Below are 26,503 nucleotides of genomic sequence, written 5' to 3' on the forward strand. Positions count from 1 at the left end.
TTAACTCTTTCCTTACGTTGAAGAAGCAGGCGCTGCGCGGCGCGTGCAAAGTAATAACAAGTTCTGTCCTTCGTCGAGCAACTGCTGCGGCAGAGGATCGGGTAATGCCAGCTGACACTGGGTTTCGCCGTTCCAGCGCACATCCATGCTGGCACCGGCCTCAATGCCACTCAGCCATACCAGGCCGTCATCATCCAGAATGCCCACTTCGCGTCCGTTACTCTGGACGCTGGCACCAAAGGGCGGCCAGCTACCATCTTCCAGCCGGATGGCGGCCATGGCTTTGATACCTTTAATCACACCAAAACGCCGGTAACCGATGGCACCTTCGGTCAGGGTGATCTGGGTTACCGGGCGCGACGCTTCCACGTTGTCGGCCAGTCCGGTGACATCGATACTGGCGGTGTTGCGGTAGTAGCTGTTCACATCCGAAATCACCGCTTTGCCAAAGAAATTGGTATACGTGTTACTGCCACCACCGTTGACCGGTACGCCGGACACGCCATCGGTATCGACCATCAGACGCGTGCTGCCGGGCATGCCCAGCCGGTGCAGCGCCGCGCCCTGCGGCGTGAGCGTTAAACCGCCCTGCAGTGACAGGCTGGCGCTGCGGTACTGTCCCTGCTGCGCGCTGGCGCTGGCCGTCATGCTGGTCAGACTGCCCTGATGACTGTAAAACCCGCTGAACGACTGACGGCGATCGCTATTAAGGCCGGCGCTCAGGCTGTAGCTGTTGTTACTGTCCAGCCGGTCATAAAAACTGGCCGAGTGGGTGGTTTGCTTACCGCTGGTTTGCTGGCTGTAGCTCAGGCTACTGTCACCGCCAATCGGCATACTGAAGTTGAGGTAAACGCTGTCATCGTTTTTGCCGTTATATTGCGTCCGGTTGAGCGACAGACTTAAACTCAGATTCTTAAACCGGCCGACATCAAAGTAGCGCGAAGTGGAAAAGCTCCAGCGATCCAGCGGGGCACGATCCCAATAGGTCTGATGGCTGTAGCTGAGGTAACTACTCAGGTTCAGGCTGCGAAAGTGCTTGTTGAGCGTAATGGTGTAGAGCTCTTTGCTGTTAGAAACCTGCTGGTTGCGATAACGCGCGTCGAGATACTGCGGCAGACTCATAAAGTTGCGCTGCGAAAAGCGGTAGCCGGCAAACGTCACCTGACCATCAAGTTCCTCGAAGCGTTTGGAATAGCTCAGGCGATAAGAGCCGCCGCTTTTGTTGCCCTGCTGCGGCAAGCCAGCCTTAGACTGGGTGGCATCAAACGAAATGGCGCCCAGCAACAGCAGATCGCGTCCCAGACCCATCGATAACGCTTTGTAATTGCCTGCGGCCAGCCCGCCGCCGTACATCGACCAGCCGTTACTGATCCCCCAGGAGAATTCGCCGGTGGCAAATGTGGGGCCCTGCGTTTTATGCTCTTCGCTGCCTGGTTTGCCGCTGGCGAATTTGTAACGCACGCGGCCCGGACGGGTCAGATACGGGATGGTGGCGGTATCGACGCTAAAGGTCTGCACGCTGCCGTCCTGCTCCTCGACGCGCACGTCAAGCTGGCCGGAGACGGCATCATTGAGATCCTGAATACGAAATGGACCGGCAGCCACCTGCGATTCATAAATCACCCGTTCCTGCTGGCTAATGGTGACTTTGGCGTTGGTTTTGGCGATACCGGTTACTTCCGGCGCATAGCCACGCAGGTTAGGCGGCAGCATGTTGTCATCGCTGGTGATCGCCGCACCAAGATAGCGAAAGCTGTCAAACATGCCGGAATCGAGATAGTTCTCGCCCAGCGTGGCTTTCGCCTGGAGAGAAGGCAGCGGCCGATAGGCGTAAAAGCGTGTCCAGGTGAATTCCTGGCGATGGCTGCCCGTGCCACGATTTTGCTGCATCTGCCAGTCCGCACGCAGGCGCCAGGCACCGGCGTTAACGCCACCGGTGCCGTTGCCGCTCACACTCTGGCTTTTAGCGCCGTATTGCGCACGCGTAGTGGAGGCAAACAGGTTGTAATCCATTAACAGGCCAGGGACGCCGTTATCCCAGCGCGACGGCGGTTCCCAGTTGGCGGCGCTGTACTCCAGCCATGCCTGTGGAATGGTGATGTTGAGGCGAGATTCACCCAGATTGCCGCGCACCTGCATGCCGGAGATGGAATCCACCGCCAGACACTGGCCATCCTGCAGCCACGACGCGTTTTTCAGCACTTCCGGTTTCAGCGCCAGTTTATCCACCATTTCGGGTGTCAGGCAGGGCAGACTTTCATTTGGCGCGTTTTCGGGCGCGTAGTAGCGCACCAGCATTTCCGGAATCTGTGTCTGGTTGACGCGCAGCTCCATCATGTATTCGCCCGGCATGATGTAGCCAGCCTGAGCAAACTGCGACAGATCGATGTTTTGCCGATCGTTGAGATCAAGAATATCGGTGTTGAATGAGACCGCACCGGCAGCGAAGAGCGGAGCACTGTAGCCGAGGGCTAACATTAACGCCACGCTGAGCGGCGTCAGCCTGATACGCTGCCTGCGCACGCATGAGGCTGGCGCAGTTAATGAAGCCTTTTTCATGGCAAGCGGTGTCCGTAAACCGTGAAAGATCAGTTGTAATTAATGTGAAAACGAATCGCGGCGGCGTAACTCCCGCTGTGCAGTTGCTGCTGGTTGCTGACCAGCGTGAGCCGATAACGCAGGTCGTGCTGCTGCGTCAGATGCTGATCGATCGGCTGCGCCTCACCGGGAGCAATGGTGTTGCCCTGCGTATCCGTAATCATCAGCTCTACCCCTTTGGCATCGCCATACACAGCAAAACGCTGCTGACCCGGCGGGCCATCGTGGTCAAAGGTGATAGAAAAGGTGCGTGCCACGCCTCCCGACGCGCTGTACTCCACCGGACAATTGACCAGCTGGATAGAGAAGGGAAAACCCGGCCCTTTACCGTCACGCTGCAGGCGCGCCAGCGGCAGCACCCCCATCGCGATGGTTTGTTCAGCATCATCGACCTTAATGGCGCAGGCACCCTGATGAATGGCGCCGCGTAACGCAACGCGGCCGCGGTCGATCAACTGTTCGGCGCGGCAGTCATTGATGAAAAGCACCGATGCCGAAACTATCGCCGCAGGCATAAAACGACTCATCGCCGCAGTTCCTTAAGCGAAAAGATAGAGTGGCGGGCAAGGAAGCCCGCCAGTCTCTGACCATTACTGATAGTTCAGTGCGAAGTCAGCCACGCTCTGGAATTCGCCCGGGACGATAGTCTCAGAAGCGCCGCCACCCTGCAGGAAGGCTGCGAAGGAGAGCTGGTTGTTGCCGTCCATCAGTTTTTGCGCTGGTGTTGCGGTACCCAGTTCAATTTCGGTATCGCCGAAGTTGATGCCGATCGCCGCGCCTGATGCAGTACCGGTGATAGCCAGTTTGCCCGGGATAACCTGAGAGCCAGTACCGGCAAAGGTCACGGTCACTTCTTTTTTGGTTGCGGTGTCGCAGTTTTCCAGTTTGATCTGGAATGGACGCGGTGTAGAACGGCCACCGTCTTTCAGCGCCAGGTTGGAAATCTGACCCAGCTCAACCGTCTGATCGACTGAACCTGGTTCGATGGAGCATGGCGCATCAACAATCGCACCTTTAAACGTCACAGTACCGTTACCTTCACCTGCTGCCATCGCAGAACCCGCCACCAGAGACATAGACAGACCTAAAGCCACAACGATTTTGTTCATGTTCATTTGCTGATTTCCATTTAGGTGAATAAAACAAGGAGCGCGTTCTGCGTCGGTCTTATTCAATTTGCTGTGTATAGAAAAATTTAATTACTTATATTTTTCCTGATGGCCGTCCACATCATTTTTGTGGTTGTCGTCCTCAAGTGGTGCCAACGATAGAGATCAATTTTGCCCTGCGCAACGGTATTTTCGTTATATATGATCAAAAACAACACTCACAAATCCATTATGTTTTAACGGTTATTAAAGCCATTAAAATCAATGGATTGACACAATTCACAGCTTTACATCAGTGTTTTAATGATTTTAATCAAGGTAAAAACCCTGCCCGTTCACAAGCTGGCGATAATTACCGCAGGTCAATTCACGCAGTAGCTATTTTTTCGCCAGATTAAAATGTTATTTATCTCTGCATTCACAACCTTGATATTTTTATCGCCTGAAAACATCGGTAAATAACAATAAACGCGGTTGTCAAAGGCCTGGCACCCTGCTGTGCGTTTACGCCTATCATGCCGGGAGCACCCTCGCTATAATTCGAAGAACATTTCCTGAATGAGTAGAAGCTTATGATCCGCAGTATGACCGCATACGCCCGCCGTGAAGCCAAAGGCAGCTGGGGCAGCGCCGCCTGGGAACTGCGTTCCGTCAACCAGCGTTACCTCGAAACCTACATCCGCCTGCCGGAGCAGTTTCGCAGCCTGGAGCCGGTGATTCGCGAACGCATCCGCAACCGCCTGACGCGCGGCAAAATCGAGTGCAACCTGCGCTTCGACGCCGATGCCAGCGCCCAGGGTGAGCTGCAGCTGAATGAGTCGCTGGCGAAACAGCTGGTGCAGGCGGCGAACTGGGTGAAGATGCAGAGTGATGAAGGCGCAATTAACCCGCTGGATATTCTGCGCTGGCCGGGCGTGATGACCGCGCAGGAGCAGGATCTGGACGCCATCAACGCGGAACTGCTGGCGGCGCTGGATGGCGCGCTGGACGATTTCATCATTGCGCGTGAAAGTGAAGGCAACGCGCTGAAAGCGCTCATCGAACAGCGGCTGCAGGGCGTGACCGAGCAGGTCAGCAAAGTGCGTGCACAGATGCCGGAAGTGCTGAAATGGCAGCGCGAGCGTCTGGTGAGCAAGCTGGAAGAAGCTGAGGTACAGCTGGAGAACAATCGCCTTGAGCAGGAACTGGTGATGATGGCCCAGCGTATTGATGTAGCCGAAGAGCTGGATCGCCTCGATGCGCACGTGAAAGAGACTTACAACATTCTGAAGAAGAAAGAAGCCGTCGGCCGTCGCCTCGACTTTATGATGCAGGAGTTCAACCGCGAGTCGAACACGCTGGCGTCGAAATCGATCAATGCGGACATCACCGCCTCGGCAATTGAGCTCAAGGTGCTGATCGAACAGATGCGCGAGCAGATTCAGAACATCGAATAACGCTTGTCTCTATAAAGCCCTGCTCAGGGCTTTATCTTTCCTTGCTAATAGCAGCCATTACGCCGGTTTGTATAGCGCCTGGTGGCTGGATCGCATGGTTTTACAGCCTGCCGCAGGTATGCGGTGAGATTTTGCTGCACACCGTAGCCATAGGGTAAGCCTGGTTGAGCTATAGCGCTTCCACATAGACACAATAGTGTCTGATCATGGCTTTTTTAGGGCAAAAAGGACATTACTGTGTCTGAAACTGGCTTGCAGAAGCTGCCAGCCGATGCAGTAGACCAATATTTAATTTACGCAATGTAAGGATTATTGCCTGAATGATGAACAACTGTGTCTGTTACTGACCGAAAATGACATATAAATTTAGTCAGCCAATCCAACAACCTATTGTTTTTAAGCAGTTTAAACCCAATCCGATTTCACTCTCACGCCAGTTAGTGCACGATCCATCAATCATCTGAATCCTGAAGATTGCAGAGTTTACATATCTTATACGGCACTATTTGCTAAAGTGCCGGTCGTAATAACTACAGTTGTACCGCACCGGGAACCATGGACCGACTTCTTCGCGCGTTACATTCACTCCTGACATGAAGGCGCTATGAAGAAAACCGGGCAGTTCTGTTCCAAACTTTTGCATCCCCGCTACTGGTTTACCTGGTTCGGGCTGGCAGTGCTCTGGCTGCTGGTGCAGCTCCCCTATCCAATGTTGATCCGGCTGGGTGCGACAGCGGGCCGGCTATCACGCCACTTCCTGAAGCGGCGCGAACGCATCACGCGGCGTAACATCGAACTCTGCTTCCCGCACATTAATGAAGACGAGAAAGAGATGATGATTGCCGGCAATTTTGAGTCGCTGGGCATGGCACTGGCGGAAACCGGCATCGCCTGGTTCTGGTCCGATGCGCGCGTGCGGCAGCTGTTTCAGGTGCACGGCATCGCCAATCTTCAGCATGCGCAGAGCCAGCAGCGCGGCGTGATGGTGATTGGCGTGCACTTTATGTCGCTGGAGCTGGGCGGTCGTATCACCGGACTGTGCCAGCCGATGATGGCGATGTATCGCCCGCACAATAATCAGGCGATGGAGTGGGCGCAAACCAAAGGGCGCATGCGATCCAATAAAGCAATGATTGATCGACGCGATCTGCGCGGCATGGTTCAGGCGCTGAAACAGGGCGAAGCCGTCTGGTTCGCGCCGGATCAGGACTACGGCCCGAAAGGCAGCGTGTTTGCTCCGCTGTTCGCGGTCGAGAAAGCGGCCACCACCAATGGCACCTTTGTGCTGTCGCGGCTGGCGAAACCGGCGATGCTGACCATCGTGCTGATTCGCAATGCGCGCAAAGACGGCTATCAGCTGATCATTCAGCCGCAGCTGGAAAACTACCCGCATGATGATGAAGCGGCCGCCGCAGCGTACATGAATCGGGTGATTGAGAAAGAAATTCTGCGCGCGCCTGAGCAATATCTGTGGCTGCATCGCCGCTTTAAAACCCGTCCGCCAGGCGAAGCTTCACTTTACGTCTAACCGGCGCTCGTGAATGATAGTCCGCACCAAGACATAACCTGCGGACTATTATAATGGAACATTCTGAGACAGCAGGCTGGCTGCGACCGCTGCACGCCGACCGGCTTACGCCCTACCTGGAAGTTGATGCTGCGCGCCTGCAGCGTAACCTGCAACGGATGCAACAGAAAGCCGATGCCGCCGGCGTCGCGCTGCGTCCCCATATTAAAACCCATAAAAGCGTCTGGATCGCTGAACAGCAGCGCCAGCTGGGTGCGCGCGGCATTACCGTGTCGAAACCGAGCGAAGGCGTGGCTTTTGTGCACGGCGGGGCACGCGATGTACTGCTGGCTTATCCCGTGGTGCACGCCGCCGCGCTGACCGAACTGCTGCAGCTGGCGGCACAGCATCAGGCGCGCATTACCTGCATCGCAGATTGCGCGTCGGGCGTGAGCGCCATTGTCGCCGCCCATCAACAGCAGCCGGACTGCGCGCTGGCGATCGCCATTAAAGTGGATGTGGGTCTGCATCGCGTTGGCGTCGATCCGCATAGCGATAGCGCGCTGACGCTGGCGCAGCAGATTGTCGCCAGCGGATTGCCCTTCGCCGGGCTGATCTCGCATGCGGGTCATGCGTACGCTGCGGGTCATGCCACGGCGATAGCTGAGGTGGCGCAGCAGGAGATCGCGCTGATGCGTGACCTGCAACGGCGGCTGCTGGATGCCGGTTTTGCCCCTTGTCCCGTCTCGGTTGGCTCCACGCCCACGGCGCTGGCGGCACCGGTAGCCGCCGGCAGCGATGAAATTCGCCCCGGTAATTATGCCCTGCTGGATCTCACCGCCTGGCGTCTGGGCTTGTGTGAGGCGGATGCGCTGGCGTTAACAGTCGTGACGCGCGTGGTGGCCGTTAATCCTTATTACGCCATCATTGATGCCGGATCCAAAATGCTGAGCTCGGACAAAGGCCCGCACGGCACCAATGCCAGCGGTTTCGGCATCGCGGTGGACGAGCATGGCCATCAGTATGAAGTGCAGAAGTTGTCGGAAGAGCACGGCTTTTTAACCTACGGCGAACATGCGCCTGCAGTTGGCGCCCTGTTGCGCATCTTTCCTAATCACAGCTGCGCGGTGCTGGCGCAATCCGATCGCTTCGTGCTGCGTCAGGCCGACGGCAGCGCCGGACTGCATGACATTCAGGGGCGCGGCCGTTTTATCTGACAAAAAACGCTGTTGCAGCACACTTCCGTCACCGGGCCGTTTGCAGTCCGGTGCCCTTCAGTTAAGGTGACAGGCGATGCTTCAGGTTTAATTTGTCGTTTACCTGCCCCGCGGAGGCTCCATCCTGCCATCTCAGACAGTGACGCTCACCATTCCCCGTAACTGGTTAGATCTGTACGAAACCATCTGGAAACCCGAATGTTTTGCGAAGTGGGCCAGCGGCCTGAGCAGCAGCACGCTGACGCAGGAAGGCCAGTACTGGAAAGCGAAAGGCCCGGAAGGCACAGTGAAGATTCGTTTCACTCCCTATAACCCGTTTGGCGTGATGGATCACTGGATCGACACCGGCAGCGGTAAAGAGATTTATATGCCGATGCGGGTCATTGCCAACGAGCAGGGTGCCGAAGTCGTCATGGTGGTTTATCGCCAGCCGCTGATGTCTGACGAGAAGTTCGCCGGGGATGTTGCCTGGGTAAAACGCGATCTTGAGCGCCTCCTTCATCTGTTAACCCATTAGAATCAATGCATTATCCCACCAGCCACCCTTTATCCTCCGCTGGACGTAATCGTTAAAAAGCAGCATTTTTTTCGCGCAGCGGTGTTTAACTGTTTCACCGCGCGCAAAGCGCATTTTCGCACCATTCACCAGTCTGGCTAAAGCGTCGTAACCGGGAAAATTCCTGGTCGTGCCGGACTGGCGAGAGCTGAGTGCTTTTGATTTATCTCTGTTTTTTCCTGTGCGCTGACTTGTTCAACTTTGCAGCACCATAAAAGGTGGAAAAGGACTAATAAATTGTAAAGACCAGAACTTATATATTCACATCCATATTCTGAAACCATTTATTCCTGCAGTCGATTTATAGGAGTTTTCTTATGGTGTTAATTTAAATAAAACACGGTATAACTCCTTCACACACAGCAGTACTTAATAATAAAAACAGCAGGGACATAACATGGATCGCTCAACCTATCCTTTGTTATCTGAAAAAGAATTCGTTGAGGTTGCCAGACGGATACTGGCCGGGAAATATAATAATGCAAAAGGATTTTATAACGATCTCGCGGATTTCCTCCTGACCGGAGGAGATACCGCGCAGACGCCACAACAATTACGCGCCAGGGGCATCATTTTATTATCAGAGCATCACTTAATTAACAGCATCGCGACGTGGCCGGCACTGAAAGGTATCTCAGGACTGCGACAGGAAGCGCTGCATTGATGTGATCTGTACTCTGGGCCCCCGCCCGGGTGAACCCTTAATTGCACTGGTACATGTACCATAATGAGCAGAGTATGGCGATACGCGAAAGAAATCTGGCCAGCGCCAAATGGTCAGTGTTGTCATCCATAAAAATCGTTGGCATTGGGGTATTACAGCTTTCACTACTGGCGCAAATCCTGCAGGCAAATGAGCTCAATTTGCTCGCGATTGCCGTAGTGATATTATTAGTGATTGATACACTAGCCGATCGCGGCTTTGGTAACGCACTTATTCGCTATCAAAGTTTAAATAACAGCGAACTCTCGACGCTTTACTGGGGTAATGTATTAAGCGGTTTATTTATTTTTGCCGCGCTATTTATCGGTAGTGACATTTACAGCCGAGTAATGGGACAGCCGGAACTGGCAATTATGCTGGAGATGATTTCCGTCATCTTTATTATTATTCCGCAGGGGCAGCACTATCGCGCCATCCTGCAACGGGAAAAACAATTTACGCGCATTGCCTTTACGGAAACGTCTTCCGTGCTGGCAGGGCTGGCGGTCACGCTGTTTACCGTGTGGCTGACGCCGTCAGTGCTGTGCGCCATCTGGGGTTACCTGGCGATGGTTTCCATCAGAATGCTGATCTACTGCTACTACGGACGTCCCTGGTTCCAGCCGGAGTACCGTTTTAGCCTGAAAGCTTTCGCCGCAGTGCGAGCAAGAAACGGATAATAACAACAAGTCTGTATGGTGGGCTCTGGGCATCTGCAAGATGCGTTCGCGTGCTGGTTACCAGCACGCTTTTTTCTTTTTATGCTTCCAGTAACTCTTCCAGCGAATGATAAGCCAGCTCGCTCAGCTTGCCATTGCGGTGCAGGCGCAGCCATCCCACCAGCATGCGCAGCTCGTCAATCACCATAAACAGATCGGCCATGTCGTTTTTGCTTTTCACCTGCAGGCGGGTAAGCGCATTTAGCTTGTGTGCATTCACCGTTTTATGGCTGATACCGAGCCGGTTACCAATCTGCTCCGTGTTGTAGCCCCACGCCATCATCAGCAGCACCCGTAGCTGCCGGTCCGGTAGCAGAATGTCAGCCCCCTTCTGCAACTGCGGTATCCCGCCGGCGATACAGGCCAGCAGGCAACGACGCAGCGCGGTGTGTGAGGACTTTAAATCGAGGACGCTGAGTCCGGGCAGATAACGACTGAGGGCGTGCATCATCGGCAACAGACGTCGGGTCAGCACCAGCATCTGCATGGCCGGAAACTGCTGCTGCAGCGCATACAGCACTTTGAAGGTGCCAGCCAGCGGCATATTCTCGTGAAAAATAAACACCAGTAACCGCGGCCGCACTCTTTCACACTGCGAGATGACGGTACTGAGCGACCAGAGTTCATGCACCCGGCAGCCCACCGGTAACGCTGATAGCAGGCTTTCCAGCCCGAGTGCCGCCAGCTTATCGGAGGAGTAGTAGAGGATGTCTTCGCTGTGTTTTTTCATGCCTGTCCAGAGTTGCTGCACGTCGCGCCCGTAAATGATGAGCCTGAATGAGCAGGCATTAATCAGGTACGACACATCATCGGCGAAACTTAAATCAGGGTCGTTCCGCCGTCTCGCATCATTTTTATTGATGCGAAAACACCGGCTGATAACCGCAGTTCCTCTGTAACAAGCCCATCAGCAGGCTCACCATCAGGATGGCTAATCCGAAAACATTTTTTTAGAAAATCTCAGTGGTCTACACTCTGGGAAATCTTTAGCCTTGCCGCCAGTTTACTGGAGTGCTCTATGTTATTAACCGTCCTGTACATCATTGGTATTACCGCCGAAGCAATGACCGGTGCGCTGGCGGCAGGCCGACGCAAAATGGACCTGTTCGGCGTCATTATTATTGCGTCAGTCACGGCGATTGGCGGCGGCTCGGTGCGCGATATTCTGCTGGGCCACTATCCGCTCGGCTGGGTGAAACACCCGGAATACATCATGATCGTCGCGGCGGCGGCCGTGGTCACCACCTTTGTCGCGCCGCTGATGAATCATCTGCGTAAAGTGTTTCTGGTGCTGGATGCGCTGGGTCTGGTGGTGTTCTCGATTATCGGCGCACAGGTTGCGCTGGATTCCGGCCATGCAGCGATCATCGCCGCCATCGCCGCAGTCATCACCGGCGTTTTTGGCGGCGTGCTGCGCGATATGTTCTGCAACCGCATTCCGCTGGTATTCCAGAAAGAGTTGTATGCCGGTATCGCTTTTGCCTCCGGCTGGATGTATATCCTGCTGCTGAAAACACCGCTGGCGCATGAAGTGGTGGTGATCATCACGCTACTGTTCGGCTTCTTCGCCCGCCTGCTGGCGCTGCGCTTCCGCCTCGGTCTGCCGATTTTCAACTACCCCCACCCCGAGCACTGACGGCTGCGCCGGGATATTCTGCTGCTGCAGAAAGTGAATCAGCGACTGCAGGCGCGCATCCTGCAGCATCGTCACCAGCCGCTGTGCCAGGACGTTGCCGATACCCGGCAGCTGCTGCCAGCTGTCGGCTGAACGCGCCAGCAGCTGCGACCACTGCGTATCGGGCAACGCCTGGAGTGCCGTGCGCGGCAGCGGTAAGCCCAGCGCGCTGATCCAGCGGCGCAGCGGCTGCTGGCGCGTCAGGTTAAAGCGATGCCAGATCTGCCGGGCGCGTACGGTGGAGATGCCCTGCGCCTGCGCAATCTGCTCTGGCGTGAGCGTCAGCCAGGAGAACAGGTGGCTGATGCTGCCGCCGTCCAGCAGACGCTGCCAGCTACTGCGCTGCATGCCAGCAATATCCAGCACTGACTTGTGACTCAGCCAGCTGAGGCGCGCCAGAAACTGCGCGCGACACCCTGCGCTGAAGTGCAGGCAGCTCAGCGGATTGAATGCGTCGTCCTGTGGCGGCAGCGGATAGTCGCGCTGCGCCACGCGCCAGATCACCCGTTCCAGCCGCGGAATACCCAGCCCGGCCAGCGACAGCGTGACCTGATCGCCGGCGATCACATCCCACTGCTTCCAGCGACGCAGCGAGCCCAGATTGACCCGCCGGACTGTTTTATCCTCCAGCTGCACCGGCTGCAGGTTCAGCACCACGGCAATTTTGCCGGTGCGTCCGACGTTGAAATCCACCGACAGCACTTCGCTGCTGACTTCGGCAGGCTGATATTTCCACGCGGCCGACCAGCTGCCCTGCCCGGGCTGCCAGTCGCGCCCGACGCGCTGCGGTGACTGGTGAATCACCACACCATCAGTGACAAAAGGCAGCGGCTGGCGATACCAGCGCTCACGCAAGGCCGCGACCTCCTCCTCATTGCTGACCTGGCGGCTCCACTGCTGCGTCAGGGCAAAGCCCCACTGCGTAAGCTGCGCCAGCCGCGCCTGCATCATCGGCGGCCCATCCGGCCATGCCCAGATAAACACACCAATGCGCGACAGCAGCGGACTGGCTTCGCGCCGCATCATGGCGCCCGCCACCTGGGCGCGCGCATTCTGACCGCCGTCGCGCGCCTGCTGGTGATCGGTCATCGTCAGAAACAGTTCGCCCTGTAACACCACTTCCGCACGGTCGGTCGCGATATGCCGCGGGATCGCCGCAATGTGCGGTGCTTTCGCCAGCCACTGTTCACCGCGCAGTCCGTCGCCCCGGCTGATCAGGCCAGCCAGTTCGCCGTGGCGATACACCAGCGTCACCGCCACGCCATCGACTTTCGGCTGCACCCACAGTGCCGGTTTATCCTGCATCCAGTAGGCCACCGCCAGCTTGTCACGCAGCTTGCGCACGCCGGTATGCGCCACCGGGTGCAGCGTGCTGCCGTCGGTGCTGAGCTGTGCCGCATAGCCGGGCAACGCCGGCGTGAAGCAGCGCTGCCACTGCTGTAAGCGCTGCTGCAGGCTGTCGTAGTCGGCATCGCTTACCGGGCTTTGCCCCTGACGGTAGTAGGCATCATCCCAGTGGCGCAGCTGGTTGTGCAGCACGCCCATCTCCTGTTCAGCGCGCACCGGTGACCAGTTGGGACAGACCGCCATCCCATTCGCACATCCCGCCAGCAACATCGCACCCAGCCATCTCCATCCTTTCATCGTCGCCTCCTTTTTTGCTGATTGCAGCGTGCCGCGGTGAGTGACACCAGCGTTAAAAAGCCGATTGTGGAGCGAGGCTGACGGGTTTTTGTGCGAATTGCAGAAAGTTGCGCTACCGCTGGAGGGCGCGCACAGAAAAAGAATTGCCGCCTGCGGGCGGCAAACGCTGCGTGCTGCGCTTAAGCCGTGTATACTGTGCAGGAAATCGACTCCGCTCTTTACTCAATTCAAGATAACCATGGCTCAAGGCACGCTCTATATTGTTTCCGCCCCCAGCGGCGCAGGTAAATCCAGCCTGATTCAGGCGCTGTTAAAGACACAACCGCTGTACGATACGCAGGTGTCTGTTTCTCATACTACCCGCGGCGTGCGCCCCGGCGAAGCGCATGGTGAACACTACTTTTTCGTCTCAAAGCCTGAATTCGAGCGCATGATCGCCGAAGATGCTTTCCTTGAGCACGCAGAAGTGTTTGGCAACTATTACGGCACTTCCCGCGCCGCGATTGAGCAGGTGCTGGCGACCGGCGTTGACGTGTTTCTCGACATTGACTGGCAGGGCGCGCAGCAGATTCGCCAGAGAATGCCGGCCGCCCGCAGTATCTTTGTTCTGCCGCCGTCCACCGAAGAGCTGGATCGCCGCCTGCGCGGCCGCGGTCAGGACAGCGAAGAGGTGATCGCCCGCCGCATGGCGCAGGCAGTGGCAGAAATGAGCCACTATGCCGAATACGATTATTTGATTGTTAATGATGATTTCGATCTGGCGCTGTCGGATCTGAAAACCATTATTCGCGCAGAACGTCTGCGTATGGGTCGCCAGAAAGCGCGACATGATGCTTTAATCAGCAAACTATTGGCAGTCTGAAGTCACTTTCAGTATTATGCCCAGTCATTTCTTCATCATCTGTGGAGTAGCACACCTATGGCACGCGTAACCGTTCAGGACGCAGTAGAGAAAGTTGGTAACCGTTTTGACCTGGTGTTGGTCGCTGCACGTCGTGCACGTCAGATGCAGGTAGGCGGCAAAGATCCGCTGGTTCCGGAAGAGAACGATAAAGCCACCGTTATCGCCCTGCGCGAAATCGAAGAAGGCCTGATCACCAACCAGATTCTGGATGTCCGTGATCGTCAGGAACAGCAAGAGCAGGAAGCCGCTGAGTTACAAGCCGTTACCGCTATCGCTGAAGGTCGTCGTTAACAGCACTCTGCAGGTCAACCTTGTATCTGTTTGAAAGCCTCAATCAGCTGATTGAAAAATACTTGCCTGAGGAGCAAATCAAGCGCCTCAAGCAAGCTTACCTTGTCGCACGTGATGCCCACGAGGGCCAGACACGCTCCAGCGGCGAACCCTATATCACCCATCCCGTTGCGGTTGCCTGCATTCTGGCCGAGATGAAGCTCGACCACGAAACGCTGATGGCGGCGCTGCTGCATGATGTGATTGAGGATACGCCCGCCACCTATCAGGACATGGAACAGCTGTTCGGAAAAAGCGTGGCCGAGCTGGTGGAAGGCGTTTCCAAGCTCGATAAGCTGAAATTCCGCGACAAGAAAGAAGCGCAGGCTGAAAACTTCCGCAAAATGATCATGGCGATGGTGCAGGACATTCGCGTCATCCTGATCAAACTGGCTGACCGCACGCACAACATGCGCACGCTGGGCGCGCTGCGTCCGGATAAAAAACGGCGCATCGCGCTGGAAACGCTGGAGATTTACAGTCCTCTGGCGCACCGCCTCGGTATTCATCACCTGAAAACGGAACTGGAAGAGCTCGGCTTTGAAGCGCTCTATCCAAACCGTTTCCGCGTGATTAAAGAGGTAGTGAAAGCGGCGCGCGGTAACCGTAAAGAGATGATTCAGAAGATCCTGTCGGAAATCGACGGGCGTCTGCAGGAAGCCGGCATTCCGTGCCGCGTCAGCGGACGTGAAAAGCATCTCTATTCGATCTACCGCAAAATGCACCTGAAAGAGCAGCGATTTCACTCGATCATGGATATTTATGCCTTTCGCGTCATCGTGAAAGACCTCGATACCTGCTATCGCGTGCTCGGTCAGATGCACAGCCTGTACAAACCGCGTCCCGGACGCGTGAAAGATTACATCGCCATTCCCAAAGCCAACGGCTATCAGTCATTGCACACCTCGATGATCGGCCCGCACGGCGTACCGGTTGAGGTGCAAATCCGTACCGAAGATATGGATCAGATGGCGGAAATGGGGGTGGCGGCCCACTGGGCTTATAAAGAAGCTGGCGAAAGCGGTACCACCGCGCAAATTCGCGCCCAGCGCTGGCTGCAAAGCCTGCTGGAGCTGCAGCAGAGCGCCGGCAGCTCGTTTGAATTCATCGAGAGCGTAAAATCCGATCTGTTCCCGGATGAGATCTACGTGTTTACGCCGGAAGGCCGTATCGTCGAACTGCCCGCGGGCGCCACGCCGGTGGATTTCGCCTATGCGGTGCACACCGATATCGGTCACGCCTGCGTCGGTGCGCGCGTCGATCGCCAGCCGTATCCGCTGTCGCAAGCGCTGACCAGCGGCCAGACGATTGAAATCATTACCGCACCTGGCGCCCGGCCAAATGCCGCGTGGCTCAACTTTGTGGTGAGCTCAAAAGCGCGTGCCAAAATTCGCCAGCTGCTGAAAAACCTCAAGCGCGAAGATTCCGTTAACCTCGGTCGTCGTCTGTTGAGCCACGCGCTCGGCGGCAGCAAAAAACTGGCCGAGATTCCGGCGGAGAATATTCAGCAGGAGCTGGAGCGTATGAAGCTCTCCAGCATCGACGATCTGCTGGCGGAGATTGGCCTCGGCAATGCCATGAGCGTGGTGGTGGCGAAGAACCTGCTGCAATCCGGTAGCGAACCGTCATCTGGCAGCAGCAAGCGCAGTAAAAAGCTGCCAATCAAGGGCGCTGATGGCGTACTGATTACCTTCGCCAAGTGCTGCCGTCCAATCCCTGGCGACCCGATTGTCGCGCACGTCAGCCCCGGTAAAGGTCTGGTGGTGCATCACGAATCCTGTCGCAATATTCGCGGCTACCAGAAAGAACCGGAAAAATTCATGCCGGTTGAATGGGATAAAGTGACCGATCAGGAGTTTGTCGCCGAGATTAAGGTGGATATGTTTAACCACCAGGGCGCGCTGGCCAACCTGACCGCGGCAATCAATACCGCAGGTTCGAATATTCAAAGCCTTAATACCGAAGAGCGTGACGGCCGCGTTTACAGCGCCTTCATCCGCCTCACCGCGAACGATCGCGTCCATCTGGCCAATATCATGCGTAAAATCCGCGTGATGCCGGACGTGATTAAAGTTCACCGTAACCGTAATTAGTGCATGAACGCTCAACGTTTTGCTCGTATCCAGGAGATGCTGGCCATGCGCCAGCACGATCTCACCGTCTGCATGGAGCAGGTGCATAAGCCGCACAATGTCTCTGCGGTGATCCGCACCGCCGACGCCGTCGGCATCCACGAAGTGCACGCGGTATGGCCCAGCGTGCGTATGCGCACCATGGTGTCCGCGTCGGCGGGCAGTAACAGTTGGGTGAAGGTGAAAACCCATCGCCACATTGCTGATGCGGTGCGCCATCTGAAAGATCGCGGCATGCAGGTGCTGGCGACCCATCTGTCTGACAAAGCGGTCGATTTCCGCGAGATCGATTACACCAAACCGACCTGTATTTTGATGGGCCAGGAGAAAACCGGCATCACTGCTGAAGCGCTGGCGCTGGCCGACCGCGATATCATCATTCCGATGGTCGGTATGGTGCAGTCGCTGAATGTCTCCGTGGCCTCCGCGCTGATTCTGTATGAAGCCCAGCGCCAGCGGCAAAACGCCGGCATGTATCGCCGCCAGCACAGCCTGCTGGACGAGGATGAGCAGCAGCGCCTGCTGTTTGAGGGCGGGTATCCGGTGCTGGCGCGCGTAGCGAAGCAGAAATGCCTGCCCTATCCGCACATCAACGCGCAGGGCGAAGTCGAAGCCGATGCCGCCTGGTGGTCCACCATGCAAGCGACGGGTAAAAAATGAAAGGCCGTCTGCTGGATGCCATTCCGCTCAGTACCCTGACCGGCGTCGGCGCCAGCCAGGCGGGTAAACTGGCGAAACTCGGCCTGTTTACTATTCAGGATCTGCTGCTGCACCTGCCGCTGCGCTACGAAGACCGCACCCAGCTGTACAAAATTAACGATCTGCTGCCCGGCATCTGGGCGACGGTGGAAGGTGAAGTGCTGCACAGCGAAATCACCTTTGGCCGCCGTCGCATGCTGGTATGCCAGATCACCGACGGCAGCGGCGTGCTGACGATGCGCTTCTTCAACTTCAACGCCGGCATGAAAAACAGCCTGGCACCGGGCCGTCGCGTTACCGCTTATGGCGAGATCAAACGCGGCCAGCGCGGCGCTGAAATCATTCATCCGGAGTATCGCGTCCAGGGCGAGCTGGGTGGCGTTGAGCTGCAGGAAACCCTGACGCCGGTCTATCCCACCACCGAAGGGATTCGCCAGGCCACGCTGCGCAATCTCACCGATCAGGCGCTGACGCTGCTGGAGAGCTGCCCGATTGCCGAGCTGCTGCCGCCGGAATTGAGCGGCGGTTTGATCAGCCTGCCGGAGGCGCTGCGCACCCTGCACCGGCCGCCGCCGGACCTGCGCCTGAGCGAGCTGGAAACCGGCCGTCATCCGGCGCAGAAGCGTCTGATTCTCGAAGAGCTGCTGGCGCACAATCTCAGCATGCTGGCGGTACGCGCCGGCGCGCAGCGCCATCACGCCCTGCCCATGCCGGCACGCCACCAACTGGTGGATAAACTGCTGGCCGCGCTGCCATTCTCGCCCACCGCGGCGCAGCGGCGCGTGGTCGCAGAGATTGAGCGCGATCTGGCGCACGACTTCCCGATGATGCGCCTGGTGCAGGGGGATGTCGGCTCCGGTAAAACGCTGGTGGCTGCGCTGGCGGCGCTGAATGTGATCGCCCACGGCAAACAGGTGGCGCTGATGGCGCCGACCGAACTGCTGGCTGAACAGCACGCCAGTAATTTCCGCCAGTGGTTTGCGCCGCTTGGCGTAGAGGTTGGCTGGCTGGCCGGAAAGCAGAAAGGCAAAGCGCGCGAAGCGCAGCAGGAGGCGATTGCCAGCGGTCAGGTGGCGATGGTGGTGGGCACGCATGCGCTGTTCCAGGAACAGGTGAAGTTCAACGGCATGGCGCTGGTGATCATTGATGAGCAGCACCGTTTCGGCGTGCATCAGCGGCTGGCGCTGTGGGAAAAAGGCGAAGAGCAGGGTTTCCATCCGCATCAGCTGATCATGACCGCCACCCCGATTCCGCGCACCCTGGCGATGACGGCCTACGCCGATCTCGATACCTCAACCATTGACGAGCTGCCGCCGGGCCGTACGCCGGTGACCACGGTGGCAATTCCCGATACCCGCCGCAGCGACATCATCAGCCGGGTGCAAAGCGCCTGCCACGAGGGCCGTCAGGCCTATTGGGTGTGTACGCTGATCGATGAATCCGACGTGCTGGAAGCGCAGGCGGCGGAAGCCACCTGGCAGGAGCTGAAAGTGGCGCTGCCGGACCTGCAGGTTGGTCTGGTACACGGGCGCATGAAGCCCGCGGAGAAGCAGGCGGTGATGGCGGCGTTCAAGGCCAACGAAATCCAGCTGCTGGTGGCCACCACGGTGATTGAGGTTGGCGTGGATGTGCCCAACGCCAGCCTGATGATCATCGAAAACCCGGAACGGCTTGGTCTGGCGCAGCTGCATCAGCTGCGCGGACGCGTTGGCCGCGGTGCCGTCGCCTCACACTGCGTGCTGCTGTATAAAGCGCCGCTGAGTAAAACCGCGCAGAAACGCCTGCAGGTGCTGCGCGACAGCAACGACGGGTTTGTCATCGCCCAGCACGATCTGGAGATTCGCGGTCCGGGTGAATTGCTCGGCACGCGCCAGACCGGCAACGCCGAGTTTAAAGTTGCCGATTTACTGCGCGATCAAAGCATGATTCCGGAAGTTCAGCGCGTGGCGCGCCATATCCACCAGCATTATCCCGAACAGGCTCAGGCGCTGATCGAGCGCTGGCTGCCGGAAACCGAGCGCTACAGCCACGCTTAATCCAGCTGCGACTGTCGATCCACTGCCATAAAATCCCCGACAAAGCGCTGTAACAGGCGCGTTAACTCAGCACGCTCTTCAGCTGGCCAGCCAGCGAAAAGTTGCTGATAGATCTGGGTGCGCGCCGCGTCGATTTTATCCGTCATCGCTTTTCCCGCCGCCGTGATCACCGCCTCATTGATCCGCTTGTCTCTGGCATTTTTCTGCCGCTGCGCCAGCCCCAGCTCTTCCAGCTTCGCCACCTGACGGCTGACGGTGGTGTAATCGCGCCCGGCGCGATCGGCCAGCTCGACCACGCCGAGGGGACCAAAGCGGCCAATCTGGATCAGCAGCGGAAACAGGGCGCGATCCAGCTGGATACCGGACTCTTTTATCAGTAATTCATCACGTTGCGGACGATTAAAGGTGCCGACGATCATCAGCAGCGCGTTGTGCAAATCATCGAAGCCGGTATTATTATGTGTATTTTGCACGCTTTTCATTGACGTCATCCCAGAGCAGGCCTAATGTGTGCATATTACACATATTATCCGATGAACTGAAGGTGAAACATGAAAGCAGCTATTGTCAGTGCCGCAGGTGAGAAACCGGTATGGGGCGATTTCCCGCCACCGCAGGCCGATGAACAGCATGTGGTGGTGACGGTGAAGGCCGCCGCCATCAGCCAGCTGGCGAAAGCGCGGGCCGCCGGCGCCCATTACAGCGCCGGTAGCCACTATCCGTTTATCGCCGGTATTGATGGCACCGGCACGCTGAGCAACGGCGATCCGGTCTATTTTCTCGCCTTTAGCGCACCGTGGGGCAGTATGGCGCAGCAGACCCGGGTGCCGGCTGCAGCGGTGGTTGCGCTGCCGCCGACGCTTGATCCGCTGCTGGCTGCGGCAATCGCCAATCCCGGCATGTCCTCGTGGGCCGCACTGACGCGTCGCGCGCAGTTTCAGGCAGGTGAAACCGTGCTGATCAACGGCGCAACCGGCACCTCCGGCGGGCTGGCGGTGCGCATTGCGCGTCACCTCGGTGCCGGGAAAATCATCGCCACCGGCCGTAACCGCGCGGTGCTGGAGCAGCTGCGCACGCAGGGCGCGGATATCATCCTGACGCTGGATGAACTGCCCGGCGCGCTGCCAGCGCTGATGCAGCAGGGCATTGATGTGGTGCTGGATTATCTGTGGGGCCAGAGTGCGCTCGACATCATGCATGCGGCCGTGGCCGGCGGTGAGAAAACGGTGCGCTTCGTGCAGATTGGGTCGCTCAGCGGGCAGGAGATCGCACTGCACAGTAAACTGCTGCGCTCATCCGGGCTGACGCTGATGGGCAGCGGACTGGGCAGCGTCTCTGACAGCGAACTGATCGCCTGTATTGGTGAGATGCTGAACGCCGCCGCTGAAAGTGACTTCTCCATTGCTTTTCAGCAGCGTCCGCTGAGTGAGGTAGAGCAGGCGTGGCAGCAGGATGACAGCCGCTGCCGCACGGTGTTTACGCTCTAGATCAATCGCAACTAAAAGGGGCATTGCAAACGATTGCTTTCACAACGCAACCGTTTAAAATCGCCCCTTTGTTGTTATTGAGAAGCCACCATGTCCGTCAATACTGCTGAATCCCGCCAGCCTGCCACTGCGCCAGGCGAGAGCAAAAGTGAACTGATTTACCGTCTTGAAGATCGTCCGCCGCTGCCGCAAACGCTGTTTGCTGCCTGCCAGCATCTGCTGGCGATGTTTGTGGCGGTGATTACCCCGGCACTGCTGATCTGCCAGGCGCTCGGCTTACCGGCGCAGGACACGCAGCACATCATTAGCATGTCGCTGTTTGCTTCGGGCGTGGCGTCCATTCTGCAAATTAAAACCTGGGGACCGGTGGGTTCTGGCCTGCTGTCGATTCAGGGCACCAGCTTTAACTTTGTCACGCCGCTGATCATGGGCGGTATGGCGCTGAAAAACGGCGGCGCCGATGTGCCGACCATGATGGCAGCGCTGTTTGGTACCCTGATGGTGGCCTCCTGTACCGAGATGTTGCTGTCACGCGTGCTGCACCTCGCACGGCGCATCATCACGCCGCTGGTGTCCGGCATTGTGGTGATGATTATCGGTCTGTCGCTGATTCAGGTCGGCCTGACCTCGATTGGCGGTGGCTTCGCCGCCATGAACGATCACAGCTTTGGGGCGCCGAAAAATCTGCTGCTGGCCGGTGCCGTGCTGCTGGTCATCATCCTGCTCAACCGCCAGCGCAACCCTTATCTGCGCGTCGCGTCGCTGGTGATCGCCATGGCAGTGGGTTATGCGCTGGCCTGGGCGCTGGATATGCTGCCCGCTACCTCAGCACCAACCAACCAGGGGCTGCTGGCCGTGCCGTCGCCGCTCTATTACGGCCTGGGTTTTGACTGGAATCTGCTGATCCCGCTGATGCTGGTGTTTATGGTGACCTCGCTGGAAACCATCGGCGATATTACCGCCACCTCCGATGTCTCCGAACAGCCGGTCAGCGGTCCGCTGTATATGAAGCGCCTGAAAGGCGGCGTGCTGGCCAATGGTCTCAACTCGTTTGTGTCGGCGCTGTTCAACACCTTCCCTAACTCCTGCTTTGGTCAGAACAACGGGGTGATTCAGCTGACCGGCGTGGCCAGCCGCTACGTGGGCTTTGTGGTGGCGCTGATGCTGATCGTACTCGGCCTGTTCCCGGCGGTGAGCGGCTTTGTGCAGCATATTCCGGAACCGGTACTGGGCGGTGCCACCATCGTGATGTTTGGTACCATTGCCGCTTCTGGCGTGCGCATCGTGTCGCGCGAACCACTCAATCGCCGCGCCATTATGATCATCGCGCTGTCGCTGGCGGTGGGCCTTGGCGTATCGCAACAGCCGCTGATTCTGCAATTTGCCCCGGACTGGCTGAAAACCCTGCTGTCATCCGGCATCGCCGCCGGGGGTATCACCGCTATCGTGCTTAACCTCGTCTTTCCGCAGGAAAAGTAATGCTGCTGGCAGGCTACGGCCTGCCTGTTATTTATCCGCTTTTTCATCCAGGCTGTTGAGCTGTAACGGTAATTCAGGCATAACAACCACTCACCGGATAAATATCGGGATGGATGGATGCGATGAAATTTTTAGGCAAGTTTTTCCTTACCTTGTTACTGCTGATTCTGCTGGCGCTGGTGGTTCTCTATGTGCTGCTGCAAACCCAGTGGGGCGCAGGCTGGTTTAGCCGTTGGGTAAGCGATAAAACCGCCTGGCATTTGTCGCTGAGTAAGATTGAGCACAACTTCTCCTCGCCTTCCCACATCATCCTGGATGACTTCAGCTTCGGCCACGACGGCCAGCCGGCGGTACTGGTGGCGAAGCGCGTCGATCTCGGACTGGCACTGGTGCAGTTCAGCGATCCGCTGCATTTCGACAGCATTGAAGTGCGCGACGGCGACATCAACCTCGCTAACCAGTCACCACAAACCACGCTGCCGATTCAGGCCAACCGGCTGCAGCTCAATAACGTGCAGATCGAAAGCCCGCACAGCGCCCTGCCGCTGGCGGCGCAGCGGGTCAACGGCGGCATTGTGCCGTGGAAGCCCACGCCTGACGATATGCTGGGCAGCGATGCGCAGTTCCAGATGAGCGCAGGTGCCATGACGCTGGACGGCGTCGCCGGTAACAACGTGCTGCTGCAGGGCAATATCGCCAAACGCCGGCTGGTGCTGAGCAATATCGGCGCCGATCTGGCGCGCGGCTCAATGACCGGACGGGCCGAGCGCGACGCGCAGGGTAACTGGCAAATCAACCAGCTGCGTCTTAACGATATTCGTCTGCAAACCCAACAGAGCCTGAGCGAGTTCCTCAGTCCGCTGCGTGACGTGCCTTCGGTGAGCATCAACCGGCTGGATATGACCGATGCGCGCCTGCAGGGCCCGGACTGGGCGGTGACCGATCTCGATCTGACCCTGAAGAACATTACGCTGCGCGGCGATGACTGGCAGAGCGACGACGGTTCGCTGGCCATGAACGCCGGCAACTTTATTAACGGCAGCTTTGAACTCAACGATCCGATCGTCAACGCCGAATTCTCACCGCAGGGCATTCAGCTGACGCAGTTCAGCTCCCGCTGGGTCAACGGCGTGATTCGCGCCAGCGGCAGCTGGACGCGCAGCGATAAGCGCCTGACGCTTGACGATTTAGCCATTGCCGGCCTGGAATACACGCTGCCGCAAAACTGGCGCGATCGCTGGCAGCAGACGCTGCCGGGCTGGCTGGATAGCGTGCTGGTGAAGCGTGCGACCGCTAACCGTAACCTGGTGATTGATATCAATCCGGCCTTCCCGTTCCAGATGACCGCGCTCGACGGTAATGCAGAGAATCTGCTGCTGGCGCGCCAGCATCAATGGGGCATCTGGGCGGGCAAAGCCAGCTTTAACGCGGCGGAAGCCACCTTTAACCGCACCGATTTGCGCCATCCGTCGATTAGCCTGAACGCCAGCGATCGGCAGATTGAGGTCAGCGAGATGAGCGCCTTCAACGGTAGCGGATTACTGGAAGGCACGGCAACCGCAGGACAGGAAGCACAGCGTCCGTTTACACTGAACCTGAAAGGCCAGGCGGTACCGGCAAACGTGCTGCAAAACTGGGGCTGGCCTGCGCTGCCGCTGAGCGGCAGCAGTAATTTGCAGCTGCAGCTGAAGGGCTCGCTTAGCGCGGGCGCCCCGTTGCGTACCAGCGCAGAAGGCAGTTTGTCGGTGACGACGGATACGCAGTCGCTGCAGCAGACGATGCGTGGCGGACAGGTGCAGTGATGATTGCATGACCGATCGCGCTGAAAAGCGCGATGCGGGTCAGTTGCGCTTTTTTGGTCGCCATTAATGGCGACCCTACAAAATCAATGCACCGTTTTTCCAGGGTGCGCATTCATGCGCACCGGGGTGATCGGATTAATTTTGTGGCTGCGCGCTGCGTGGTTAATTAATACGCGCGCCTGAACCGCCCTCTTCCAGCGGTCCGTCGGGATCGGCGGGTAACACGATGTAAACACCTTCAAACACCGCGCCCAGCTCATCATCCCCAAACAGCTCCACCTCCATCTGTACGCGTGCTTTTCGTCCGCGCGCCAGCCGGTCGAGATCGCCGCTCAGCGAGCCGAGATCGGCGATGGCGCCGGGCCGTCCGCTGATGGGTTTGCTATAGCGAATATGTGCATCGGCCAGAATGATGGTGCCGCCGAGATGGCGTTCGCGCAGCAGCAGCCAGATCAATCCCCAGCCGGTAAGCGTGGCGAGTGAAAACAGGCTGCCGGCAAACAGCGTGTGGTGCGGGTTCTGGTTGCCGGCTTCCGGCATGGTGGTAACAAACTTCTGCCCGGTATACTGCAGAATGCGCACGCCCATCTTTTCGCTCAGCGGGATGTGTTCGTACCACGCCTGCTGCAGCTGTCCACACCAGTCGGCGCGATGCAGAATATCATCCAGCGTCACCACCGGTTTAATCATCAGGAAGTGACGCACCGGCGTGGTTTGCGGTGCGGTAATTTCGCCCTGATTAACAAAGCCCAGCTTGGCAAAGAACTCCACCGCATCCTCGCGCGCGCTACAGGTGACGCGTTTGGCCCCTTCCTGGCGCGCCACCGACTCCAGCGTCATCGCCACCAGCGTACCCAGCCCTTTGCCCTGCACCGACGGGTGCACCGCCAGAAAGCGGATCGCCGCTTCATTTTCCGCATTGATATACAGCCGGCCTACCGCTACCGGTTTGCCGTGCTCATCCACCACCATCTGGTGATGCGCCAGCGCATCCCAGGCATCACGTTCTGAGCCCTGCGGCTGGCGCAGCGGCTTCCGTAACATTTCCCAGCGGAACTGGTAATACATATCCAGCTCTTCCGCCGTTTGCGGTACGCGAAGATGATACATAAAGTGATTCTCTCGTTCGGAGCTTGCGTGGCTGATCCCTTGCCGCTCGGCTAAAAATCTCACACCTGTAACCAGAAGGTCACCGGACCATCGTTAATCAGCGAAACCTGCATATTGGCGGCGAAGCGCCCGTTGGCGGTGGTGACGCCCAGCGCCCGGCAGCGATCGCTGAAGTCGTGATAGAGACGCTCGGCTTCCGCCGGATGCGCGCCGCCAGAGAAAGAGGGACGCATGCCTTTTTGCGTGTCGGCCGCCAGGGTGAATTGCGAAACCACCAGCACGCTACCGCCTGTCTGCTGTACGCTGAGATTCATTTTGTCGTTCTCATCGCCAAAAATGCGGTAGCCCAGCACTTTCTCCGCCAGGCGCTGTGATTTCTGCTCGTCATCGCCCTTTTCTACCCCCAGCAGCACCAGCAGACCGGCACCAATTTCGCCCACCGTGGCGTTATCCACGCTGACGCTGGCGCGCGTCACACGCTGAATCAAAGCAATCATGTTTCCTCTCGTTCTTTATCGCGTTCCTGCTGTTTTAACTGGCGATAGTCATCCAGCGTGACGGTCACTTCCGCGCCTAACAACACAATACACCAGGTCCAGTAAACCCACAGAAACAGGATGGGGATCACCGCCAGCACGCCGTAAATTAACTGATACGAAGGAAACATCGTAACATAGAGCGCGAAGCCTTTTTTGCCCAGCTCGAACAGCAGACCCGCGACCACCGCACCTATCAACGCATCGCGTCCCGGCACGCGCCGCGTCGGCACAATGCTGTACAGCAGCCAGAAGGCGAGAATCGACAAAACCAGCGGGAAGATGCGCAGCGCCTGATCGATCAGGCTGGTGACGCCGGTCACGTTCACCCAGCGCAGCGACAGCAGATAAGAGCTGATAGCCAGACTGGCACCGGCCAGCAGCGGTCCCAGCGTCAGGATCATCCAGTAGACCGCAAAGGAGTAGACCATCGGGCGCGGCTTGTCGCTGCGCCAGATGGCGTTGAGCGCGCTGTCGACCGAGTGCATCAGCAGCAGCGCAGTGACTATCAGCCCGACCGCCCCCACTGCCGTCATTTTGTTAACGTTGGCGACAAACTGATCGAGATAGCGCTGAATCACATCCCCGGCGGCCGGCATGAAGTTAGTGAAGATGAAGTTCTTCAGCTGCACGCTGATGTCCGAGAACACCGGGAAGGCGGCAAACAGCGCGAATACCACGGCAATCAGCGGCACCAGCGCCAGCAGTGACACGTAGGCGAGGTTACCGGCCTGCGTAGTCATGTTGTCTTCATCGATGCGGCGCCACAGCAGTTTAATCCACAGGAAAAACGCATGCGCCGAGTGGCGCAGATGAGTTCGCAT

The 26,503-nt window shown here is 57.7% G+C and carries 24 protein-coding genes; 15 read left to right on the plus strand and 9 right to left on the minus strand.

Features of this window, described 5'->3' with window-relative positions:
• Positions 1–12: 12 nt before the first annotated feature.
• The 3 genes from AC6I8F_RS19135 to AC6I8F_RS19145 all read right to left on the minus strand — a co-directional run bounded on the left by AC6I8F_RS19135 (position 13) and on the right by AC6I8F_RS19145 (position 3,713).
• The gene (locus AC6I8F_RS19135; RefSeq protein WP_498028357.1) at positions 13–2,559 is read right to left on the minus strand and encodes an outer membrane usher protein; all 2,547 of its coding nucleotides are present in this window, start codon (positions 2,557–2,559) and stop codon (positions 13–15) included.
• A 29-nt stretch (positions 2,560–2,588) separates the two neighbouring features.
• Positions 2,589–3,125, minus strand: a complete 537-nt coding sequence (locus tag AC6I8F_RS19140; protein WP_021507094.1) for a fimbrial protein — start codon at positions 3,123–3,125, stop codon at positions 2,589–2,591.
• A gap of 63 nt (positions 3,126–3,188) precedes the next feature.
• Complete coding sequence (locus AC6I8F_RS19145) at positions 3,189–3,713, minus strand: fimbrial protein (RefSeq protein WP_021507095.1); 525 nt, start codon at positions 3,711–3,713, stop codon at positions 3,189–3,191.
• Between the two features lie 566 nt (positions 3,714–4,279).
• On the opposite strand from AC6I8F_RS19145, the gene AC6I8F_RS19150 reads away from it, so the two are divergent.
• The 6 genes from AC6I8F_RS19150 to AC6I8F_RS19175 all read left to right on the plus strand — a co-directional run bounded on the left by AC6I8F_RS19150 (position 4,280) and on the right by AC6I8F_RS19175 (position 9,806).
• Entirely contained in the window at positions 4,280–5,143 is an 864-nt protein-coding gene (locus AC6I8F_RS19150; protein WP_021507096.1) for a YicC/YloC family endoribonuclease, read from the plus strand.
• 604 nt (positions 5,144–5,747) lie between these two features.
• Positions 5,748–6,671: a kdo(2)-lipid IV(A) palmitoleoyltransferase gene (gene lpxP / locus AC6I8F_RS19155; protein ID WP_498028358.1), complete on the plus strand. Its 924-nt coding sequence runs from the start codon at positions 5,748–5,750 to the stop codon at positions 6,669–6,671.
• Positions 6,672–6,724: 53 nt separating this feature from the next.
• Positions 6,725–7,867 (plus strand): alanine racemase, encoded by a 1,143-nt coding sequence (locus AC6I8F_RS19160; protein ID WP_498028359.1) that lies wholly within the window; start codon positions 6,725–6,727, stop codon positions 7,865–7,867.
• A 121-nt stretch (positions 7,868–7,988) separates the two neighbouring features.
• Positions 7,989–8,384, plus strand: a complete 396-nt coding sequence (locus tag AC6I8F_RS19165) for a hypothetical protein (protein ID WP_021507099.1) — start codon at positions 7,989–7,991, stop codon at positions 8,382–8,384.
• A gap of 436 nt (positions 8,385–8,820) precedes the next feature.
• On the plus strand, positions 8,821–9,087 hold the full coding sequence (locus AC6I8F_RS19170; protein ID WP_264240994.1) for a hypothetical protein: 267 nt from the start codon (positions 8,821–8,823) through the stop codon (positions 9,085–9,087).
• 74 nt (positions 9,088–9,161) lie between these two features.
• Complete coding sequence (locus tag AC6I8F_RS19175) at positions 9,162–9,806, plus strand: oligosaccharide flippase family protein (RefSeq protein ID WP_021507100.1); 645 nt, start codon at positions 9,162–9,164, stop codon at positions 9,804–9,806.
• Between the two features lie 79 nt (positions 9,807–9,885).
• Here the strand turns inward: AC6I8F_RS19175 and AC6I8F_RS19180 are convergent, their stop codons facing one another.
• Positions 9,886–10,575 carry a response regulator transcription factor gene (locus AC6I8F_RS19180; RefSeq protein WP_498028360.1) on the minus strand — a complete coding sequence of 230 codons (690 nt, stop codon included), beginning with the start codon at positions 10,573–10,575 and terminating at the stop codon, positions 9,886–9,888.
• A gap of 288 nt (positions 10,576–10,863) precedes the next feature.
• On the opposite strand from AC6I8F_RS19180, the gene AC6I8F_RS19185 reads away from it, so the two are divergent.
• Positions 10,864–11,481, plus strand: a complete 618-nt coding sequence (locus AC6I8F_RS19185) for a trimeric intracellular cation channel family protein (RefSeq protein WP_031279636.1) — start codon at positions 10,864–10,866, stop codon at positions 11,479–11,481.
• Here the strand turns inward: AC6I8F_RS19185 and ligB are convergent.
• Positions 11,395–13,164, minus strand: a complete 1,770-nt coding sequence (gene ligB, locus AC6I8F_RS19190; protein ID WP_498028361.1) for an NAD-dependent DNA ligase LigB — start codon at positions 13,162–13,164, stop codon at positions 11,395–11,397. The two genes, AC6I8F_RS19185 and ligB, sit on opposite strands and share 87 nt — an antisense overlap.
• 238 nt (positions 13,165–13,402) lie before the next feature.
• Here ligB and gmk point away from each other — a divergent pair, with 238 nt between their 5' ends.
• Genes gmk through recG form a run of 5 tightly spaced genes read left to right on the plus strand, consistent with a single transcriptional unit; the run spans position 13,403 to position 19,265 of the window.
• Positions 13,403–14,026, plus strand: coding sequence for a guanylate kinase (gene gmk, locus AC6I8F_RS19195; protein ID WP_021507104.1), 624 nt, complete (start codon positions 13,403–13,405; stop codon positions 14,024–14,026).
• 57 nt (positions 14,027–14,083) lie between these two features.
• A complete protein-coding gene (gene rpoZ, locus AC6I8F_RS19200; RefSeq protein WP_021314198.1) occupies positions 14,084–14,359 on the plus strand; it encodes a DNA-directed RNA polymerase subunit omega in 276 nt (91 codons plus the stop codon).
• A gap of 20 nt (positions 14,360–14,379) precedes the next feature.
• Positions 14,380–16,491, plus strand: coding sequence for a bifunctional GTP diphosphokinase/guanosine-3',5'-bis pyrophosphate 3'-pyrophosphohydrolase (spoT, locus tag AC6I8F_RS19205; RefSeq protein WP_021507105.1), 2,112 nt, complete (start codon positions 14,380–14,382; stop codon positions 16,489–16,491).
• Between the two features lie 3 nt (positions 16,492–16,494).
• Complete coding sequence (trmH, locus tag AC6I8F_RS19210; RefSeq protein ID WP_498028362.1) at positions 16,495–17,190, plus strand: tRNA (guanosine(18)-2'-O)-methyltransferase TrmH; 696 nt, start codon at positions 16,495–16,497, stop codon at positions 17,188–17,190.
• Positions 17,187–19,265, plus strand: coding sequence for an ATP-dependent DNA helicase RecG (gene recG / locus AC6I8F_RS19215; protein ID WP_498028363.1), 2,079 nt, complete (start codon positions 17,187–17,189; stop codon positions 19,263–19,265). The genes trmH and recG overlap by 4 nt, the downstream gene beginning before the upstream one ends.
• On the opposite strand, the gene AC6I8F_RS19220 is transcribed toward recG, so the two are convergent.
• Complete coding sequence (locus AC6I8F_RS19220) at positions 19,262–19,747, minus strand: MarR family winged helix-turn-helix transcriptional regulator (RefSeq protein WP_498028364.1); 486 nt, start codon at positions 19,745–19,747, stop codon at positions 19,262–19,264. The two genes, recG and AC6I8F_RS19220, sit on opposite strands and share 4 nt — an antisense overlap.
• Positions 19,748–19,816: 69 nt before the next feature.
• Between AC6I8F_RS19220 and AC6I8F_RS19225 the strand changes: the two genes are divergently transcribed.
• The 3 genes from AC6I8F_RS19225 (at position 19,817) to AC6I8F_RS19235 (ending at position 24,033) form a co-directional block, all read left to right on the plus strand.
• Positions 19,817–20,752 carry a quinone oxidoreductase family protein gene (locus tag AC6I8F_RS19225; RefSeq protein WP_215800506.1) on the plus strand — a complete coding sequence of 312 codons (936 nt, stop codon included), beginning with the start codon at positions 19,817–19,819 and terminating at the stop codon, positions 20,750–20,752.
• A gap of 90 nt (positions 20,753–20,842) precedes the next feature.
• Positions 20,843–22,231, plus strand: coding sequence for a nucleobase:cation symporter-2 family protein (locus AC6I8F_RS19230; RefSeq protein WP_104189288.1), 1,389 nt, complete (start codon positions 20,843–20,845; stop codon positions 22,229–22,231).
• Positions 22,232–22,353: 122 nt separating this feature from the next.
• Entirely contained in the window at positions 22,354–24,033 is a 1,680-nt protein-coding gene (locus AC6I8F_RS19235; protein WP_058759453.1) for an AsmA family protein, read from the plus strand.
• A gap of 162 nt (positions 24,034–24,195) precedes the next feature.
• Here the strand turns inward: AC6I8F_RS19235 and fabY are convergent, their stop codons facing one another.
• From fabY to AC6I8F_RS19250, 3 genes are read right to left on the minus strand one after another with little or no spacing between them, the layout of a single operon-like run.
• Positions 24,196–25,143, minus strand: coding sequence for a fatty acid biosynthesis protein FabY (fabY, locus tag AC6I8F_RS19240; RefSeq protein ID WP_021507112.1), 948 nt, complete (start codon positions 25,141–25,143; stop codon positions 24,196–24,198).
• 59 nt (positions 25,144–25,202) lie between these two features.
• On the minus strand, positions 25,203–25,640 hold the full coding sequence (gene dtd, locus AC6I8F_RS19245; protein ID WP_021507113.1) for a D-aminoacyl-tRNA deacylase: 438 nt from the start codon (positions 25,638–25,640) through the stop codon (positions 25,203–25,205).
• Entirely contained in the window at positions 25,637–26,503 is an 867-nt protein-coding gene (locus tag AC6I8F_RS19250; protein ID WP_021507114.1) for a virulence factor BrkB family protein, read from the minus strand. The genes dtd and AC6I8F_RS19250 overlap by 4 nt, the downstream gene beginning before the upstream one ends.

The organism is gamma proteobacterium symbiont of Axiagastus rosmarus (genome assembly GCF_059730925.1).

Excerpts from the sequence above, each read along its gene's own strand:
- dtd (WP_021507113.1), bottom strand. The coding sequence starts at position 25,640 with ATGATTGCTTTGATTCAGCGTGTGACGCGCGCCAGCGTCAGCGTGGAT.
- fabY (WP_021507112.1), bottom strand. The coding sequence starts at position 25,143 with ATGTATCATCTTCGCGTACCGCAAACGGCGGAAGAGCTGGATATGTAT.
- rpoZ (WP_021314198.1), top strand. The coding sequence starts at position 14,084 with ATGGCACGCGTAACCGTTCAGGACGCAGTAGAGAAAGTTGGTAACCGT.
- AC6I8F_RS19160 (WP_498028359.1), top strand. The coding sequence starts at position 6,725 with ATGGAACATTCTGAGACAGCAGGCTGGCTGCGACCGCTGCACGCCGAC.
- AC6I8F_RS19230 (WP_104189288.1), top strand. The coding sequence starts at position 20,843 with ATGTCCGTCAATACTGCTGAATCCCGCCAGCCTGCCACTGCGCCAGGC.
- AC6I8F_RS19135 (WP_498028357.1), bottom strand. The coding sequence starts at position 2,559 with ATGAAAAAGGCTTCATTAACTGCGCCAGCCTCATGCGTGCGCAGGCAG.
- AC6I8F_RS19150 (WP_021507096.1), top strand. The coding sequence starts at position 4,280 with ATGATCCGCAGTATGACCGCATACGCCCGCCGTGAAGCCAAAGGCAGC.
- AC6I8F_RS19250 (WP_021507114.1), bottom strand. The coding sequence starts at position 26,503 with ATGCGAACTCATCTGCGCCACTCGGCGCATGCGTTTTTCCTGTGGATT.
- AC6I8F_RS19220 (WP_498028364.1), bottom strand. The coding sequence starts at position 19,747 with ATGAAAAGCGTGCAAAATACACATAATAATACCGGCTTCGATGATTTG.
- AC6I8F_RS19235 (WP_058759453.1), top strand. The coding sequence starts at position 22,354 with ATGAAATTTTTAGGCAAGTTTTTCCTTACCTTGTTACTGCTGATTCTG.
- AC6I8F_RS19180 (WP_498028360.1), bottom strand. The coding sequence starts at position 10,575 with ATGAAAAAACACAGCGAAGACATCCTCTACTACTCCTCCGATAAGCTG.
- lpxP (WP_498028358.1), top strand. The coding sequence starts at position 5,748 with ATGAAGAAAACCGGGCAGTTCTGTTCCAAACTTTTGCATCCCCGCTAC.
- trmH (WP_498028362.1), top strand. The coding sequence starts at position 16,495 with ATGAACGCTCAACGTTTTGCTCGTATCCAGGAGATGCTGGCCATGCGC.
- gmk (WP_021507104.1), top strand. The coding sequence starts at position 13,403 with ATGGCTCAAGGCACGCTCTATATTGTTTCCGCCCCCAGCGGCGCAGGT.
- AC6I8F_RS19170 (WP_264240994.1), top strand. The coding sequence starts at position 8,821 with ATGGATCGCTCAACCTATCCTTTGTTATCTGAAAAAGAATTCGTTGAG.
- AC6I8F_RS19145 (WP_021507095.1), bottom strand. The coding sequence starts at position 3,713 with ATGAACATGAACAAAATCGTTGTGGCTTTAGGTCTGTCTATGTCTCTG.
- recG (WP_498028363.1), top strand. The coding sequence starts at position 17,187 with ATGAAAGGCCGTCTGCTGGATGCCATTCCGCTCAGTACCCTGACCGGC.
- AC6I8F_RS19185 (WP_031279636.1), top strand. The coding sequence starts at position 10,864 with ATGTTATTAACCGTCCTGTACATCATTGGTATTACCGCCGAAGCAATG.
- ligB (WP_498028361.1), bottom strand. The coding sequence starts at position 13,164 with ATGAAAGGATGGAGATGGCTGGGTGCGATGTTGCTGGCGGGATGTGCG.
- AC6I8F_RS19225 (WP_215800506.1), top strand. The coding sequence starts at position 19,817 with ATGAAAGCAGCTATTGTCAGTGCCGCAGGTGAGAAACCGGTATGGGGC.
- AC6I8F_RS19175 (WP_021507100.1), top strand. The coding sequence starts at position 9,162 with ATGGCGATACGCGAAAGAAATCTGGCCAGCGCCAAATGGTCAGTGTTG.
- AC6I8F_RS19140 (WP_021507094.1), bottom strand. The coding sequence starts at position 3,125 with ATGAGTCGTTTTATGCCTGCGGCGATAGTTTCGGCATCGGTGCTTTTC.